This is a genomic window from Lewinella sp. W8 (assembly GCF_004375085.3).
Lineage (GTDB): Bacteria > Bacteroidota > Bacteroidia > Chitinophagales > Saprospiraceae > Neolewinella.
This window is the reverse complement of sequence record NZ_SNAQ03000002.1, coordinates 371,781-388,245: the sequence shown is the minus strand read 5'-3', so window position 1 is coordinate 388,245 and position 16,465 is coordinate 371,781. Positions and strand designations below refer to the sequence as shown.

Below are 16,465 nucleotides of genomic sequence, written 5' to 3'. Positions count from 1 at the left end.
GGAACTTACCCTTAGGGTTGAATGGTGACGCTTACCGGAGCGGAGTCATGGCCACCGTCGACCGTGGTGCCACCGTACAGATGGGCGATCATGGTGTAGGTTTCTCCCGGACGGAATTCTGCCTGGCCGGCAATGACCAGGCGGCGCAGGTTGAAGGAGGCCTGGGCTTTTCCGTTCTGGCCGTTTTTGGCCTGCGCACGAAATACCTGCCGTTTTCCCGTCCCCTTTTCCGTAACCTCCAGGGTGATCATGGAATTGCTTCCCGGTGCGATTTCCACGATCACGGGCTTGCTGAGTTCGTCAACGGTTACCGGTCCGGTCTGGTCACCGTTGCTGAAGCCCGGCCCACTGATGATGTCGATGGATTTGAACCGACGGACGGTGTGTACGGTGGCCGTGATCCCGCCGTATCGGTCATCCTTATCGGATTCCAGTAACCAGCCTTCCACGCTGATCTCGTAGGTCTGCCCGATACGAATTTTGTCGTTTCCGTCGGGATTGCCGCCATTGGGGTCAATGCGGTACCGCACCTCTTTGGTCTCCTTGGGACCGAGGTCAACGATGCGCTCACTGACCCAGCCGGTCCAGTTTGGGGGCAGACCGGTCATTTCCATCCGCACCTGCTGGTGGCGGTCGGTGGGGTTGGCCACCTCCACGGAGCTGATGATTTGTCGCCAGGGGCTGGCCGACGAGGTGTTGAAGTCCGTCACGTTTTCCTGAGCTTCGTTGTTATTGGCGTTCAGCTCGTCGGGCTGATGGTCAATGCGAACCTGCAGGCAGGTGTGGGTCGCGGCCGCCGATCCCGGCCGCCAGTCGACGGTCACCAGTTCCGAACTGCCGGCGGCCAGCAGGGGAATGTCTACCCGGTCCAGCAGACTCCAGTTGCCCGCATCTCCGATACCCTGGGGCGTATTGACGTAAAAGTTTACTCTGACGTTGGCGGCATCCGTGGAGCCGGTGTTGTGAACACGGGCCCAGACGCGATTGTCACGACCAACCCAGGGGCGGTCACCGTTGCGCACCGGATTGCCGGCTACGTTGGGGTTGGCCGCCGCGTCACTGAATTCGTAGGTGTCCCAGCCATTGGCCTCACTGTCAATCCAGATGTCTTCACTTTCCCAGGGGGAGGGATCCCAGGGGGTGATGGTCAGGTCGTAATAAGGGTCTGGCCCCCAGGTGGTTTCGACGTTCAGGTTGGGGGGAGTGCCCGTAACCCTCAGTTTGAGGGGGCCGTAGCTGTTGTCGGTAAACGTATTGCCGGGAGTAATCGGGCCGCCAAAGAGTTGAATGGGCGGGCGGGTAGCGTTTACGTCCCCGGAGTTTTCGATGGCGTCGGAAACAATGATGCCGTTTGCGGGGAGCGACTGACTGCCCGTTTGTCCGGTGATCGTTTGCCGGTTTTCGACGTAGAGGAACAGGCCCCCACCAACGTCGAGCTTTAGGGCCAGGACGTCGTTGGCTCCCGGGTTATCCTCCTCCAGCGGCACCAGGGTGGTGTTGTCTACAATCTGGGTAGTTCCCTGGGGACGGGTGATGGTCTTCACCTGGTTGGGGCCAAACCATCCGGCACGGATCTCCTTGTGGAAGCCGGTCGTTTGGTTGGTGCAGTCGGTGCAGTCCATGATGTCCCACTGCATCATCCGGCGATTGGCGGCGGTGTAGAGGTCAGAAAACCCTCCGAAGGCGTGACCAAATTCGTGGGCCGTGCGGCTCCAGCCCGTATTGGTGGAGACGATCACGACGGGTACGGAGACCTGGAAGTTACTGCCGCCACCCTGAGGGGTGAGGGTGAAGTTAGTGGTACCATAGGAAGTTCCCCGGTGGAAGGGACCGATGATCACCACGGCTACCTGGTCAAAGGAGCCTACGTTGAAGCCGTCGTCCGTAGCGGCCTGGAGGGCGTCGGTGAAGAAGCCCATGAAGTCCTGGACGAGGTCCTGGCCGTCCGTAGCGGCCTGGGTTTCGGCGGGCGTGGTGGCGGCCGCAATGTCTGCGGGCGTCCACATGTAGTCGTCGTAGGTATCGGGCAGCTGATACCAGCCGTTGTTGGGGGCGTGGGTGTAGTTGAAGGAAAGCTGGCCGAAGGAGGACTCATCGAAGAAGGTGCTCACGTCATCAAACTCGTCCTGTTCGTTCGTCCGTAGGGTGGTGAGTTGGGCGTTGGTGCTGCCCTCGTCGCTGGCCCGGACGTAAACGATGAGGGTATTCTGGTTGAGCCCGATGGGGTCTCCGGCCTGGGCGGAGATGCCGCCGTTAAAGGTGTAGCCGGAAGCGGAGGGAGTTTCGCAGGACGAAGCCAACGTCAACAGCAGGCCCGCGAGGAGGCAGGCAGATAATAGGTTTTTCATGTTTCAGGTGATATGGGTTTAGGTAAGGTATACGTGCCTTCATTACCCGGGGAAGGTGATCCGTTACACCAGTGACCAGCATGGTAGCGAACCAAAGCCTTCAGGCGGACATACGGGTTCTGCAGATTACCCAGTAAGGGAATGCTTATTTTTCGCCCATGAAACACATTGCGTTCCTCCTTCCCTTTGTTTTCCTACTCACTCTCCCGGCCTGCCGCGAAGCGCCGGTGGAGGCTACTCCGGTTTCCGACGCGCCGGTCGTTTCCCTGGCCGACCGCAAGGCCCCCGATGAGCTCTTCGGTGAGCTGTTTCGCCGGGTACAGATGGAACGCATCTACCCCGACGGAAAGACCTTCGTGGATATGATTCCGAAGGCCAGTCCGGAAGAAATCATGACGGCATACGCGGCGGAAAAAGCGTTGGAGAACTTTGAGTTGAAGTCCTTCGTGGAGGAATATTTTTCGCCTCCCGTACAGCCCGAAAGCGGGTTTTCCAGCGATGCGTCGCGGAGCATCAGCGAGCACATCAATACGCTCTGGGCGGTGCTGACCCGCGAGGCCGGCGCCGATGAAGGCGCCGCGGGAAGCCTCCTCCCCCTGCCCAACGATTACGTGGTGCCCGGTGGACGCTTCCGCGAAGTGTACTACTGGGACAGCTACTTCACCATGCTGGGCCTGCAGGCCGGCGGAGAACATCAGCTCATCCGCGATATGGTGGAAAACTTCGCCTACCTCATCGACGAAGTGGGCCACATCCCCAACGGCAACCGGACCTATTACCTGACGCGCTCCCAGCCCCCATTCTTTAGCCTCATGGTGGAAGTACTGGCCGAGGTGGAAGGCCCCGAGGTATACCAGGAATTTATGCCCCAGCTCGTGGCCGAACACGCTTTCTGGATGAAGGGGCAGGAGGCCGTCAGTGAAACGGTGCCCGCGGTGAATCACGTCGTGCGCATGCCCGACGGGAGTCTGCTGAACCGCTACTTTGACGAAGGACGACGCCCCCGGGCGGAAAGTTACCGTGAAGACGTCCTGACGATCCGGGAAAGTGGGCGCGATAGCCAGCGAGTTGCCCGGCACCTGCGCTCCGGCGCCGAATCCGGCTGGGACTTCAGTGCCCGGTGGTTTGCCGACGGAAAGAACATTTCAACCATCGTGACGACGGACATCATTCCCCCGGATCTGAACAGCCTCCTGTACAAATTGGAGACCACCATCGGCGCCCACCACCCGGACGAGCAAACGGCCGAGGCTTTCACTACGGCCGCCGAAAACCGACGGGCTGCGGTAGAAAAATACCTGTGGAACGAGGAAACCGGTGCCTACGAAGATTTCAATTGTGATCTGGGGAAGTTCACGGGCTTCCTCACCCTGGCCACCGTCTATCCCCTTTTCGTAGAGCTCAGCAACGAGCGTCGTGCCGCCATCGTCGGCGAACTCCTGGCGGAAAAGTTTCTCGCCCCCGGCGGACTGCGTACCAGCCTCGTCGATACCGACCAGCAGTGGGATGCCCCCAACGGCTGGCCGCCCCTGCAGTGGATGGCCTACCGGGGACTGAAGAATTACAACGAGAACAGCGTGGCCGAGGACATCCGGCAACGGTGGATGGACAACAACGAGCGCGTCTACGAGAACGTCACCAAGATGGTGGAGAAGTACAACGTGGAGGACATCAGCTTGGAAGCCGGCGGGGGGGAATACCCCGTGCAGGATGGCTTCGGGTGGAGTAATGGGGTGTACCTGCGCATGGCACAGGAGGATGCGCGTGGAATCAGGTAGCAAACACCAACCGGCCTTGCGCCTTCGTCAAATGACTAATCGTATCGGAATCGAATATTACCGTATCAAATCGGATCTGATCGTATCAGATTGTATACGGATCAAAAAGGACCAGTGATTTTTTCCTTAGCAAGGGCTTCACCCAACGAGGTCGTCAGCTGAAACGCGAGATAGGAACTTGGGAGTCCCCTGACCGCCGCTCCCTTCCCTCCATCTCCAGTATCCGAAAACCAGCAGCAGGTTAACCACCCAGCACAGCCACGACGAAAGTCGGTAAACGGGGAGGAAATCCAGGGCGGGAAGGAAGGCGAACAGGAGGATGGTTCTTTGGGTAACGGAGGAGAAGGTCAACGCGTAGTTGACCGTCATCCATCGCTGGTGTTGGTTGACCTTGCCCGCGAGAATACTGGAAACCGCGAAGTACAGGCTGGTCAGCCACAGGATCGATAGTGAGGAGAAGCCCAGTTGGGTGATGATCCCTCCCATCGCAAATTGGGCGATGAGGAGGCCCGACAGTCCGGCGACGGCCACGGCCACCACGTAAGCATACCCTACTCGGCGATGCCGGGTGGGGCGTTGTCGCAAGAATCGTTTTGAGAACTGGAACGGGCCAAGCACAATGGCCAGGAAGCCTTACAACCGCTTGCGCATCACCCATAGGAAGGCGAAGCCCGCAAAGGAAATGGCGGCGGTGACCAGGGTGGCGCTCAGGTTGCCATAGAGGTAGAAGCCGGTGGCGAAAAGCATACAGTAAATGGCGATGGCCCCGATGAAGACGGCGGCAATGCGCAGGGTCAGGCTGTCGTCGGCGGCGACGGAGGCGTCGGCGGGAAGGGCCCGACGAACGGGCTCCCAGCCCGGACCACTGGGGTGAATCTTTTTAAAGAAGTTGACCAGGGTGGCCTGATCGGTGGGGCGGGTGGCGTAGGTGACCACCAGCCAGCCGATGGTGGTGAAGATGATGCCGGCAATGAGTTGTTGGTGATCGAGCAACTCCGGCAGGCCGAGCGGCGCCCAGGCAAACTCCAGGAAAAGCGCAAAGAAAAAGGAGAAGGCCATGCCGGCAATCTCTGTGTAGGCATTGATGCGCCACCAGAACCAGCGGAGGATGAAGATCAGGCCGGTGCCGGCTCCAATTTGCAGCAGGATATTGAAGGCCTGCAGGGCGTTGGTGAGCGCCAGGGCGAGCAGGGCGGAGAAGACCATGAGGAGCACGGTCGCAATCCGGCCCACCAGGACGAGCTCCTTCTCGGTGGCTTCCGGCTTGTAAAAGCGGTGGTACCAGTCGTGGACCACGTAGCTGGAGCCCCAGTTGAGGTGACTGGAAATGGTGGACATGAAGGCCGCCAGCAGGGAGGCGATCACGAGGCCCAGTAGTCCGCTGGGCAGGTAGCTAAGCATGGCCGGGTAGGCGAGGTCATCGCCAATCTTGTCCGCAGCAACCCCGGGGAAGGCCGCGGCGATGTCGCTCAGGTTGGGGAAGACGATCAGGGAGGCCAGGGCGATCAAAATCCACGGCCAGGGACGCAGGGCATAGTGGAAAAGGTTGAACAGCAGGGTGGCACCCACGGCGTGCTTTTCGTTTTTGGCGGCCAGCATCCGTTGGGCGATGTAGCCTCCGCCTCCGGGCTCCGCCCCGGGGTACCAGACGTTCCACCACTGTACGGCAATGGGCACCACGAAGAGGGGAACGTAAACTTCCGGGTTGTCGAAGGCGGGGAAGATGTCCAACTTATCGCTGACGTTGGTGTGGGTGAAAAGGCCATCGAGCCCGCCAACTTCCGGCATGCCGAGAATGACGATGGCCGCCCAGATGGCGCCCACCATGGCCAGGAAAAACTGCACGAAATCCGTCAGGATAACCCCCCGCAAGCCCCCGAGGGTAGAGTAGGCTACCGTAACGACGGAGGCCACCAACAGGGTCGTCACCGGGTCAACGTCCAGCAGGACTCCGGCGATTTTGATGCCGGCCAGGCAGACCGTGGCCATGATCATGATGTTGAAGAAGACGCCCAGGTAGAGGGCGCGGAATTGCCGCAGGAAGCGGGCCGCCGGCCCGCTGTAACGAAGCTCGTAAAACTCCAGGTCCGTCAGTACGCCACTGCGCCGCCACAGGCGGGCGTAGACGAAAACGGTCAGCATGCCCGTGAGCAGGAAGGCCCACCAGGCCCAGTTGCCGGCCACACCGTTTTTGCGGACGATATCGGTCACCAGGTTGGGGGTGTCCGCCGAGAAGGTCGTGGCCACCATCGATACGCCCAAAAGCCACCAGGGCATGTTGCGGCCGGAAAGAAAAAACTCTTTGGTGGAATCGCCGCTACGACGACTGGCGTAAACGCCAATACCCAAAGAAACGAGGAAGAAGGCGGCAATGATGCCCCAGTCGAGGGAGTTGAGTTGCATGGTCGTAAAGCAGATGGGTGGTCTAAGGCGGAGAAAGGTAATGAAAAAGTGCTGACTGCAACGGCTGCGGCGTATTTATACTCCTCCCTCCGAACCCCAGCCAGCCGTGCACGGTAGTCAGTTACCGACAATCCGTTGCGTTAAATGCTCGCAGTTTGCCGGATTGACCTACCTTAATACATCCCTAAGCCAAGCAGCATGAACTCACCCGATTTCTCCCAACTCCGCGCCGTCTACGTTAACTGCACCCTGAAAAAATCGCCACGGCAAAGCCACACCCAGGGGCTAATGGACGCCTCCATCCGAATCATGCGGAAAGAAGGGGTCTCGGTGGACGTCATCCGCCTGGTGGACCATCCGGTGGCCTACGGCGTACAACCCGACATGCGGGAGCACGGCTGGGAAAAGGACGCCTGGCCCGAGCTTTCTCAACGAATTCTGGGGGCGGACATCCTGGTGATCGGTACGCCGATCTGGCTGGGGGAAAAGTCTTCCGTGGCCCAACTCCTCATTGAGCGCCTGTACTCCCTGAGCGGCAAGCAAAACGACAAGGGGCAGTACCTGTACTACGGCCGGGTGGGGGGCTGCCTCGTCACCGGCAACGAGGACGGCGTGAAGCACTGCGCCATGGGCATCCTGTATGCCCTGCAGCACATTGGCTATTCGGTTCCACCCCAGGCCGATGCGGGGTGGATCGGGGAGGTGGGGCCTGGCCCCAGCTATCTGGACGAGGGGTCCGGAGGGCCCGAAAATGACTTCACCAACCGCAACACGACCTTCATGACCTACAACCTGCTGCACCTGGCCAAAATGCTCCGGGAGCGGGAGGGTTATCCGGCCTACGGAAACTCCCGCGAAGCCTGGGATGACGGAAGCCGGTGGGGCTTTGAGAACCCGGAATACCGTTAAGCGCGCTAATCTATTCCCATCAACTTGTGGGTCTGCAGGCTGATCCGCCACTGGGGGTGTTCCAGGCAGTAGTTGACCACGGCGGGTAAGTGATTCTGCCCGGCCTCGTCTTTGGGCTGCAGGAAAAAGTGATCGAAGGAAAGGTCGGTGAAGCACTCCGGTTGCGCGCCGGCTTCGTCTTGCGGGTAGACGAGTTTGAGCTCGTCACCCCGCTCAACTACCAGACCGGCGTTGGCTTTGGGACTTACGCACACCCAGTCGATGGTGTCGGGCACGGGGACGGTGCCGTTGGTCTCCACGGCCACCTCAAAGCCCCGTTGGTGGAACTCCTCAATGAGGGGCTCGTCGAGCTGGAGGAGCGGCTCTCCACCCGTGCACACCACGTAGGGGCGTCCCCCTCCGGGCCACAGCGACTGCACCAGGTCGGCGCATTGCACCTGCGTGTATCGCCCTCCGTTTTGTCCGTCCGTACCCACAAAGTCCGTATCGCAGAAGCGGCAAACGGCGTCGTGGCGATCTTCCTCCCGGCCACTCCAGAGGTTGCAGCCCGTGAAGCGGAGAAACACCGCCGCCCGCCCGGACTGGGCGCCTTCCCCCTGCAGGGTGTAGAAGCATTCTTTGACCTTGTATGTACGTGTGCGGGACATGGACAAGAATACACCCGAGCATTGTTTTGGGTTTGCGCCGGGTGGCCTTTTGATCGGTCAATGTTGGGCAGGGTGGGGCGACGGAGCGCAGGTGCCAAAGTCGTTCGGAACGTTAAAGGTCTGACGCATAGTGGGTTTAGGGACTAATTTAATTGGGCATACCGTAACGGGGCGGAAAATCCCGCCATAAAGCCATACATAATTCCCTCTACTATGAAAAACTTTCTCCTTATCTGCAGTCTGTTCGGACTGTTCCAATTATCACTGGCGGCCAATAACATCGCCGTCACCAACATCACCCTCAACGGTCAGAACACCGATACCCAGGTGACCGAGGTGGGCTTTGACCTGTCCTGGGAAAACTCCTGGCGCATCAGCGTAGGACCCGCCAACTGGGACGCCGCCTGGGTGTTCGTGAAGTACCGCGTCAACGGAGACGCCTGGCGGCACGCTACGATCATCGGTGGTATCCCGTCCGGCGGCGCTGCCATCGACGTTACCGCCGACAATGTCGGTGCCTTCATCTACCGCTCGGGAGACGGGAGCGGAGACGTCAGCTTCTCCGACCTCAAGCTGCGATGGGATTACGGTGCCGACGGCGTGGACGACAATGCCGTGGTCGACGTGCAGGTTTTTGCCATCGAGATGGTGTACGTGCCCGAGGGGGCCTTCCAGATTGGCGTGCGTAGACCCCTGATCAATAACACCACGACCGAGATCGATCACTTCTATACTCCGGCCAGCGTGGCCATCCTCGGGCGGTTACCCTACACCGTTTCTTCCGAAGACGCCATTACGGTGGGCAATACTGCGGGGCAGTTGTACTACGAGAATACCGTCAACGGTGGGGACCAGCTTGGCCCCATTCCCGCCGCCTTCCCCAAGGGCTTCGCGGCGTACTACTGCCAGAAGTACGAAACCTCCCAGGACCAGTGGGTCAGCTTCTTCAACACCCTTACGCCCACTCAGAAGACCAACCTGGACGTTACCGGTCCGGAGGGTAAGAACTCCGATGACGAGTTTATCCGCAACGCCATCAGCTGGCCGGACGCCGGCTCGGCGACGACCACGCTACCTAACGTTCCGATGAATTACGTGCGCAACGAGTTTCTACTGGCTTACCTGGACTGGGCCGGCCTGCGACCCATGACGGAAACGGAATACGAGAAATCCTGCCGCGGCACGCTGTCCTCCATCGTGGGGGGCTTTGCCTGGGGGACCTCCAATATCCACGGGGAAGCCTACGAACTTGCCGGGGCGGGTACCGAGAACGAAATCATCACCAATCCCGGAAGTGGAACGGGTAACGCCAATTACCAGGAAACCAACGGACTGACTGCTGGCCCTAAGCGCTGTGGTATTTTCCCGGCCAGTGCGGGCGTCAATAATCGGGAAGAAACGGGTGGCTCCTATTACGGCATCATGGAACTTACCGGCAACGTATACGAGCGGGCCATTTCCGTCGGCAATCCGGAGGGCCGGTCTTTTACCGGCAACCACGGAGACGGGGAAATCCCCGGCAATGGTCGCCATAACGTTTCGGGATGGCCGGGCACCGATGCGGGCATCGGCTACCGGGGCGGATCTTACCCGAACCAGGCGCAATTCCTCTTCGTCTCCGACCGCAACGATGCGGCCAACTCCTTCTCGGGCACCAACGGACGAATCGGCTTCCGGGGCGTACGTACGGCACAATAGCGTAGCCATGCGATGCCTGATAATAACTTTACTGGTCCTGCTGTGGGGGCTTTCACCACCCCTCCTGGCCCAATTCGGTGGCGGAGGGGGTGACGGTCTGGATTATTCCGATAGCCCACAGCTTACCCTGGACGGAATTCCCTCCGGCCTGCGCCCGCTTTACGGCGGTGGCCCGGGTGACGGGGTGGACCAACGGACGGCTTCGGCCGCCCTCGGCGGCCAATCCGTTGCCGCCCTCTTTGGCGGCGGTGCCGGCGATGGCTTTGACCAAAACGCCGCCACCTTTGGCCTGAGCGGGCAGAACCTTGCGGCCCTATACGGAGGAAGTGCCGGCGATGGCTTTGATCGCTCCCTGGTCAATGCTTCCCTGGGAGGCGTTTCCACCAGTGTCCTCTACGGGGGTGGCGGTGGCGACGGCTTCGACCGATTCTCGGATAACTTCGCCCTGAACGGAGCCTCCATTGCGGGACTCTACGGCGGTGGTGCCGGTGACGGCTTTGACAAGCGAATGGCCTCCCTGGCCCTCGACGGGACCATGTTTGACGCCCTCTTTGGTGGCGGTCCCGGTGACGGTTTCGACCAAAATACCGGTGCCTTTGCGCTGAGTGGACAGAGCCTGGCCATTCTCTACGGCGGTGGGGCCGGCGACGGTTTCGACAAAGCCACGTTCGACGGGGTCATCCCGCTGCCGCTCACGCTCATCAGCTTTGATGCCTTTCCGGAAGATGATTTCGTATTACTCCGCTGGGTAACGGAAGACGAGGTGTCCACGGACTTTTTCACCATCGAAAAAACCCGGGACGGAAGTTCATTCGATTGGGTAGGGGAGACGCCCGCCGCCGGATTCAGTGAGCCCGGCGAACGACTGCACTACAGTATGCGCGACGAAGCGCCCTACCAGGGAACGTCCTTTTACCGACTCAAGACCACCGATTTCGACGGCACCATCAGCCTCAGTCACCTCGTGGAGGTGAACTACTCCCAGGTTGCCGACTGGGGCTTTACCCTCTTCCCGAACCCGAATACCGGCCGGCACTTCAGCCTGCGGACGGAAGGGGTCTCGGATCAGGCGCCACTGCGTCTGCAGATATTCGACGCCAACGGGAAGCAATTGTTGGAGCGGGAATTTACTTCCGTTCCGGGTGGAGCCTCCCGTTTTGACCTCACCCGCCGATTACCCTCGGGATCCTACCTGATTCGGGTGGCCCAACCCCAGACGGGGGAGACCCAGGCCAAGATTCTGCTCGTTGGTGGTGGAGAGTAATGTCCGTCCGGAAGGATTACCTGGCCTGACCCGGTAAACGATAAAGACCGACCCGGAGCAATCCGGGCCGGTCTTCGTTACCACGATAGTATGTCTTTGGAACAGCGGATTGGACTCACCGCTCCGTTTTCACCCTGTAACGTGAAAGTGACGGCGGTGTTCGTGGGAATCCCGAAATAAATATTTGGCCCCCATTTTGGTCGATTGCTGATATAAATCATCGGCTGCCCGGCAGCAGGACCTTGGAGTTCCCGTACGACGCTCCCTACCTTTCCGGGCATTAATCGAAATATGAGACCATTGTATACCCGAGCCATACGCTACGTGATCCTTTTACTGGGAATTGGCGGTATTCTGCTGGCTTGTGAAGAAGAGACGGCCGGTATCCGGCCGGCCCTGGGCGGCGTTACGGAGTCCGTTTACGCCTCCGTAACCGTAGTCCCGCAGGGCGTTTACTCCGTTTTCGCTCCGCGGGGAGGGATCGTGGAGCAACTTTACGTGGAAGTGGGGGATACGGTTACCCGTGGCCAGCCACTGGCCAGGATCGAGGCTACCGGTCAGGCACTGGCCGTAGACAACGCCCGCCTCAGTCTGGAGAAGGCCGAGCGCTACGCGCGATGGGATGCGGCGAGCTTAGCCAACCTACGGGCAGAAATCAGCCAGCAGCGGCGGCAGATTACGCAGGATTCGACGGATTACGCCCGACAGCAGCGGCTCTGGGACCAACAAATCGGCTCCAAACAACAAGTAGAACAGCGGGCCCTGCGACTGGAGAGCAGCCGCAAACAACTTATCGTCCTCCGCCAACAATACGCTCAGCTGCAGGAAGACAATCAGGTGGCCTACGAACAGGCCCGTAACCAACTGCAGCAGGCCCGGGAAAACCTGGATGATTTTGTGATTGACTCCCGGATGAACGGCAAGGTGTACAGTCTGCAAAAAGAAGTAGGTGAGCTCATCGGTGGGCAGGAAGTGCTGGCTACCATCGGCAAACCCGATCAGTTTGTGCTCGAAATGCAAATTGACGAGATGGACATCACCCAGGTTCGGATCGGACAGGCCATTCTCGTCAGTCTGGAAGCCTATCGGGGGCGGGCCTTTCGGGCGGAGGTCACCAAAATTTATCCCACCAAAGACTCCCGGACGCAGACCTATCTCGTGGAGGGGAAATTTCTGGAGGTTCCGGACCGGCTTTATTCGGGGCTTTCCGGGGAAGCCAATATCGTGCTGCGCGAAAAAGCGAAAACGCTGGTCATTCCGGCAGAATACCTGATTGGGGAAAATCGCGTACTCACCGACACCGGGGAGGTCGTCGTACAAACGGGACTGCGCAGCTTAACGCAGGTGGAAATTCTCGGCGGCATTGACACGAGTACCGTGCTGCGTAAACCCTGATGCGATGAAGGACCTGAGGATACTGCTGGACGTTACCCGTACCCACTTACTATCTCGCTTTAAGCAGACGGCCATTGCCACCCTGGGGGTGACCTTCGGGATCGGTACCTTCATCATCATGGTCAGTTTCATGACCGGACTGAACGGGCTCCTGGATGGCCTCATTCTCAACCGCACACCCCACATCCAGATCTACAACGAAATCAAGCCCAGCGAACGGCAACCGGTTGACCTGTACGAGGGCTTTGCCGATAACCTCAACGTCGTCCGCTCGGTAAAACCACGGCAAACGCAGGAGCGGATTCACAACGGGGCCGCCATCCTGAATTACCTGAAGGGGCACGACTCCGTTCGGGGGGCAACTTCCCAGGTCAACGCCCGGGTGTTCTACCTGGCGGGCTCCATTCAGCTAAACGGACTGGTCAACGGAATCGACGTCAACGAAGAAATTCGCCTGTTTAATTTCGGAGATTACATCGTGCGGGGGAGTCCGGAAGACCTGCTGCGCACCCGCAACGGCATCCTGTTGGGCGCCGGGGTGGCGGGGAATATGTCCGTTGACGTGGGGGACCGCATTCAGGTAAGTACGGTAGCGGGAGGGCTGTTTTCTCTCAAGATCGTCGGGATTTTCCAGAGCGGGCTGGCCGAAGTGGATAACGTCCAGAGTTACGTGAACCTGGGGACGGCCCAACAACTGCTGGGCGAGGGTAGAGACTACGTATCCAACATTCACGTAAAGCTCTACGACATCGACGAGGCCGGCCCCATGTCGCGGCGAATCAGTGATCAGTTTGACCTGACGGCGCTGGACATTCAGACGGCCAACGCCCAGTTTGAGACCGGCACCACGATCCGAAACCTGATTACCTACGCCGTATCCATTACGTTGCTCATCGTGGCGGGCTTCGGGATTTACAACATCCTCAACATGCTCATCTACGAGAAGATGAACGACATCGCCATCCTGAAGGCCGTAGGCTTCACGGGACGGGACATCAACGTGATCTTCATCAGCCAGGCCCTCATCATCGGCCTGGTGGGTGGTCTGATTGGCCTCGTGATCGGCTTCGGCGTTTCCGTACTCATCGACAATACTCCCTTCGTGACCGAGGCGCTACCCACCATCAAAACGTATCCGGTCAATTTTGACCCGGCGTACTACATCATCGGGATCGTATTCGCCATGATTTCCACCTTCTTTGCCGGCTTCCTGCCCGCCCGTAGGGCCCGGAAGATTGATCCGGTAGAAATTATTCGCGGACAATAAACCCAAACCATGGCCTACGTTCTGGAAGCACGACACCTGGATAAATACTTCGAACAACCCGTTCGCTTTCACGTCCTCAAGGACATTTCCCTGTCCGTAAACCGCGGGGAATTCGTTTCCATTATGGGGAAGTCGGGCTGTGGTAAATCCACGCTCCTTTACATTCTGTCCACCATGGATACGGATTACACCGGGGAGCTCTACCTGGCCGGGAAAAAGGTGACGGGGCAATCCCGCGAACAACTGGCGCACATCCGGAATAAGCGGATCGGATTCGTTTTCCAGTTTCACTACCTACTGCCGGAATTTACCGTCCTGAAAAACGTGATGCTGCCCGGGCTCAAGCTGGGGGAGAAGAGTACCGAAGAGGTGCGGGAAGACGCCATGGCGAAGCTGCGCCTGCTCGGGGTAGATGACCAGGCGCACAAGAAGGCCGCCCGGCTTTCGGGCGGGCAAAAGCAACGGGTGTCCATCGCCCGGGCCCTGATCAATGATCCAGAGATCATCATGGGGGATGAGCCCACCGGCAACCTGGACAGTAAAAATTCCGAAAACGTATTTCAGGTTTTTCGGGACCTCAGCGTCAGCCGGAGCCTTTCCCTCCTGGTGGTGACCCACGACGAAGATTTTGCCCGCCGCACGGACCGGATCATCGAAATGGGCGACGGGATGATTCTGGGGGGCGGTCACGCCCCGGCCCCCGCCTCCTGATCCGGTCATCTTTCGGGCTCGTCTTATCTTGTCGGGAAACGATTACTCCGATGCAAAAGACCCTCGCTCTGAGTGTATTTTATTTCCTCCTTACCTTATCCCTCATGGCACAGGAACGGCCCCGGGAGCGGGGAATAATCATCGGAGTGATGCCCCCGGGAAAGCACAACGCCATCACCGATGTGGCGGGCGTCCGGGTGGGGCACGTCACCAGGATCGAGGGCGAAGCGGTGCGCACGGGCGTGACGGCCATCCTTCCGCACGCCGGTGATCTGTACCGGGAGAAGGTGCCGGCCGCCATCTACCTGGGCAACGGATACGGAAAACTGGCGGGATACAGTCAGGTTCGGGAACTGGGCAATCTGGAGACCCCCATCATCCTCACCAATACCCTGAGTGTGGCCACCGGTATCCGCGGACTGGTTACGCACTGCCTGTCGGCTCCGGGAAACGAAGGCGTGCGCAGCGTCAACGCCGTAGTGGGGGAAACCAACGACGGTTACCTCAACGACATTCGCGGCCGCCACGTGACGGAACGCGATGTTTTGGACGCCCTGTCCGTAGCGGAGGGTGGCCCGGTGATTGAGGGGAACGTCGGGGCGGGAACCGGCACCGTTTGTTTTGGCTGGAAGGGCGGCATCGGAACGGCTTCCCGCCAACTTCCCGCAAGCCTGGGTGGATACACGGTTGGGGTGCTGGTGCAAACCAACTTCGGGGGTGTGCTCCAGATCGCTGGCGTGCCAATTGGCCCCGAGCTGGGGCAGTACTACTTCAGGGACCAACTGGAGGAACGGGCCGACGGCTCCTGCATGATCGTGGTGGCCACCGATGCGCCCCTGGGCGCCCGCAACCTGGAGCGCCTGGCCAAGCGCGCGATGCTCGGACTGGCGCGCACGGGGGGCATCGCCAGCAACGGTAGCGGAGATTACGTCATCGCCTTTTCCACGGCGGAGGAAAACCGCATCGTAGCGGGGCAGGACCGGGTGCGAACGGTAGCCGAGTTGCGCAACGCTGGGATGTCTCCCCTGTTCCTGGCCACGATCGAGGCGACGGAGGAGGCCATCATCAATTCCCTTTTTGCCGCCGAAACCATGGTTGGCCGGGACGGCCACCGGATAGAAGCCCTACCGGTGGATAAGGTGATGGAATTGCTGAAACGGTAGTGGATTAGCTCGTGTAATGCATCCTTTCCGCGTATCTTTTGAAAACTTGGGCGATGAACGCAGGTGCCTTGCTATCTTGTGACGGCAGGGCACCTGCGCTCCGCGCCCAATTTAAACAGACCATGATTTCCATTACGGCCACCCTTCAACTCGCCGACGAAGACCTCAATTACGGGGGCATTTACTACACGGTTTTCCCCATCAAGCGGAGTGCCGTCGCGCCCATCGTTGAGCAGGAAGGCAAAACGGACCGGAGGGTGATCGTGACCATCAACGGACAGGGCAGTATCCACAGCGGACTGATGCCGGACGGTAAGGGGAACTACTTCATTACGATCAGCAAGGAAGTGCGCAAAAAATTTGGCATCGAGGAGGGGGATGATGCCGAGCTGACCATCAGTCCGGACGAAAGCGAGTACGGGATGCCACTACCCGAAGAACTGGCCGAGCTTTGGGCCCTGGACGAGGAAGCCTACGACGTCTTTCACACCCTGACGCCCGGCAAGCAACGCGGACTGATCTACGTGATTGCCAAACCCAAACGCAGCGAAACCCGCATCAAGAAGGCCGTTCAGATCATGGACTACCTCAAGGCCGTGGGCGGTAAGCTGGACTACAAGGAGCTGAACACCTACATGAAGGCGGCCAACCAGCGGGATTGAAAAATGATCGGGGAGGTGGTTCGGCGATTCCATCGGAATCGCGGCGGATGATTGGTGGTTACCGTAGCGTCAAGGCATGCCTTGACGACCCGTCATTCACAGGAATACATTTTGGGTGCCGCCTTTCCCCGTCCATCTGGCCGTGCAAGCCCGAAAGGCGACCCTACCATTTTCCCAATCATTCATTGGTTCCCCGAGGAGGATTAAGAATACCCAACTC

13 protein-coding genes are annotated in these 16,465 nt (G+C 59.4%); 9 read left to right on the top strand and 4 right to left on the bottom strand.

The features are described from left to right. Positions 1-11: 11 nt before the first annotated feature. On the bottom strand, positions 12-2,348 hold the full coding sequence (locus tag E1J53_RS04020; protein ID WP_134271420.1) for a CARDB domain-containing protein: 2,337 nt from the start codon (positions 2,346-2,348) through the stop codon (positions 12-14). A 158-nt stretch (positions 2,349-2,506) separates the two neighbouring features. On the opposite strand from E1J53_RS04020, the gene treF reads away from it, so the two are divergent. Beyond that, a complete protein-coding gene (treF, locus tag E1J53_RS04015) occupies positions 2,507-4,126 on the top strand; it encodes an alpha,alpha-trehalase TreF (protein ID WP_134271422.1) in 1,620 nt (539 codons plus the stop codon). A gap of 138 nt (positions 4,127-4,264) precedes the next feature. On the opposite strand, the gene E1J53_RS04010 is transcribed toward treF, so the two are convergent. Next, the gene (locus tag E1J53_RS04010; RefSeq protein ID WP_173021357.1) at positions 4,265-4,744 is read right to left on the bottom strand and encodes a DUF2306 domain-containing protein; all 480 of its coding nucleotides are present in this window, start codon (positions 4,742-4,744) and stop codon (positions 4,265-4,267) included. 15 nt (positions 4,745-4,759) lie between these two features. After that, positions 4,760-6,529, bottom strand: coding sequence for a sodium:solute symporter family protein (locus E1J53_RS04005; RefSeq protein WP_134271426.1), 1,770 nt, complete (start codon positions 6,527-6,529; stop codon positions 4,760-4,762). A 198-nt stretch (positions 6,530-6,727) separates the two neighbouring features. On the opposite strand from E1J53_RS04005, the gene E1J53_RS04000 reads away from it, so the two are divergent. After that, a complete protein-coding gene (locus tag E1J53_RS04000; RefSeq protein WP_134271428.1) occupies positions 6,728-7,438 on the top strand; it encodes a flavodoxin family protein in 711 nt (236 codons plus the stop codon). A 5-nt stretch (positions 7,439-7,443) separates the two neighbouring features. Here E1J53_RS04000 and queE read toward each other — a convergent pair whose 3' ends face one another. Next, positions 7,444-8,085 carry a 7-carboxy-7-deazaguanine synthase gene (queE, locus tag E1J53_RS03995; protein WP_134271430.1) on the bottom strand — a complete coding sequence of 214 codons (642 nt, stop codon included), beginning with the start codon at positions 8,083-8,085 and terminating at the stop codon, positions 7,444-7,446. Between the two features lie 213 nt (positions 8,086-8,298). Here queE and E1J53_RS03990 point away from each other — a divergent pair, with 213 nt between their 5' ends. The 7 genes from E1J53_RS03990 (at position 8,299) to E1J53_RS03960 (ending at position 16,245) form a co-directional block, all read left to right on the top strand. Next, positions 8,299-9,783: a hypothetical protein gene (locus tag E1J53_RS03990; RefSeq protein WP_134271432.1), complete on the top strand. Its 1,485-nt coding sequence runs from the start codon at positions 8,299-8,301 to the stop codon at positions 9,781-9,783. A 7-nt stretch (positions 9,784-9,790) separates the two neighbouring features. Continuing rightward, positions 9,791-11,047: a T9SS type A sorting domain-containing protein gene (locus E1J53_RS03985; RefSeq protein ID WP_173021356.1), complete on the top strand. Its 1,257-nt coding sequence runs from the start codon at positions 9,791-9,793 to the stop codon at positions 11,045-11,047. Positions 11,048-11,338: 291 nt separating this feature from the next. Continuing rightward, complete coding sequence (locus tag E1J53_RS03980) at positions 11,339-12,442, top strand: efflux RND transporter periplasmic adaptor subunit (protein WP_134271436.1); 1,104 nt, start codon at positions 11,339-11,341, stop codon at positions 12,440-12,442. 4 nt (positions 12,443-12,446) lie between these two features. Then, positions 12,447-13,709: an FtsX-like permease family protein gene (locus E1J53_RS03975; RefSeq protein ID WP_134271437.1), complete on the top strand. Its 1,263-nt coding sequence runs from the start codon at positions 12,447-12,449 to the stop codon at positions 13,707-13,709. Between the two features lie 9 nt (positions 13,710-13,718). Then, entirely contained in the window at positions 13,719-14,420 is a 702-nt protein-coding gene (locus tag E1J53_RS03970; RefSeq protein ID WP_134271439.1) for an ABC transporter ATP-binding protein, read from the top strand. Positions 14,421-14,470: 50 nt separating this feature from the next. After that, the gene (locus tag E1J53_RS03965) at positions 14,471-15,583 is read left to right on the top strand and encodes a P1 family peptidase (RefSeq protein ID WP_253929854.1); all 1,113 of its coding nucleotides are present in this window, start codon (positions 14,471-14,473) and stop codon (positions 15,581-15,583) included. 53 nt (positions 15,584-15,636) lie between these two features. Next, positions 15,637-16,245, top strand: a complete 609-nt coding sequence (locus E1J53_RS03960; RefSeq protein WP_134271441.1) for a YdeI/OmpD-associated family protein — start codon at positions 15,637-15,639, stop codon at positions 16,243-16,245. Positions 16,246-16,465 lie beyond the last annotated feature (220 nt).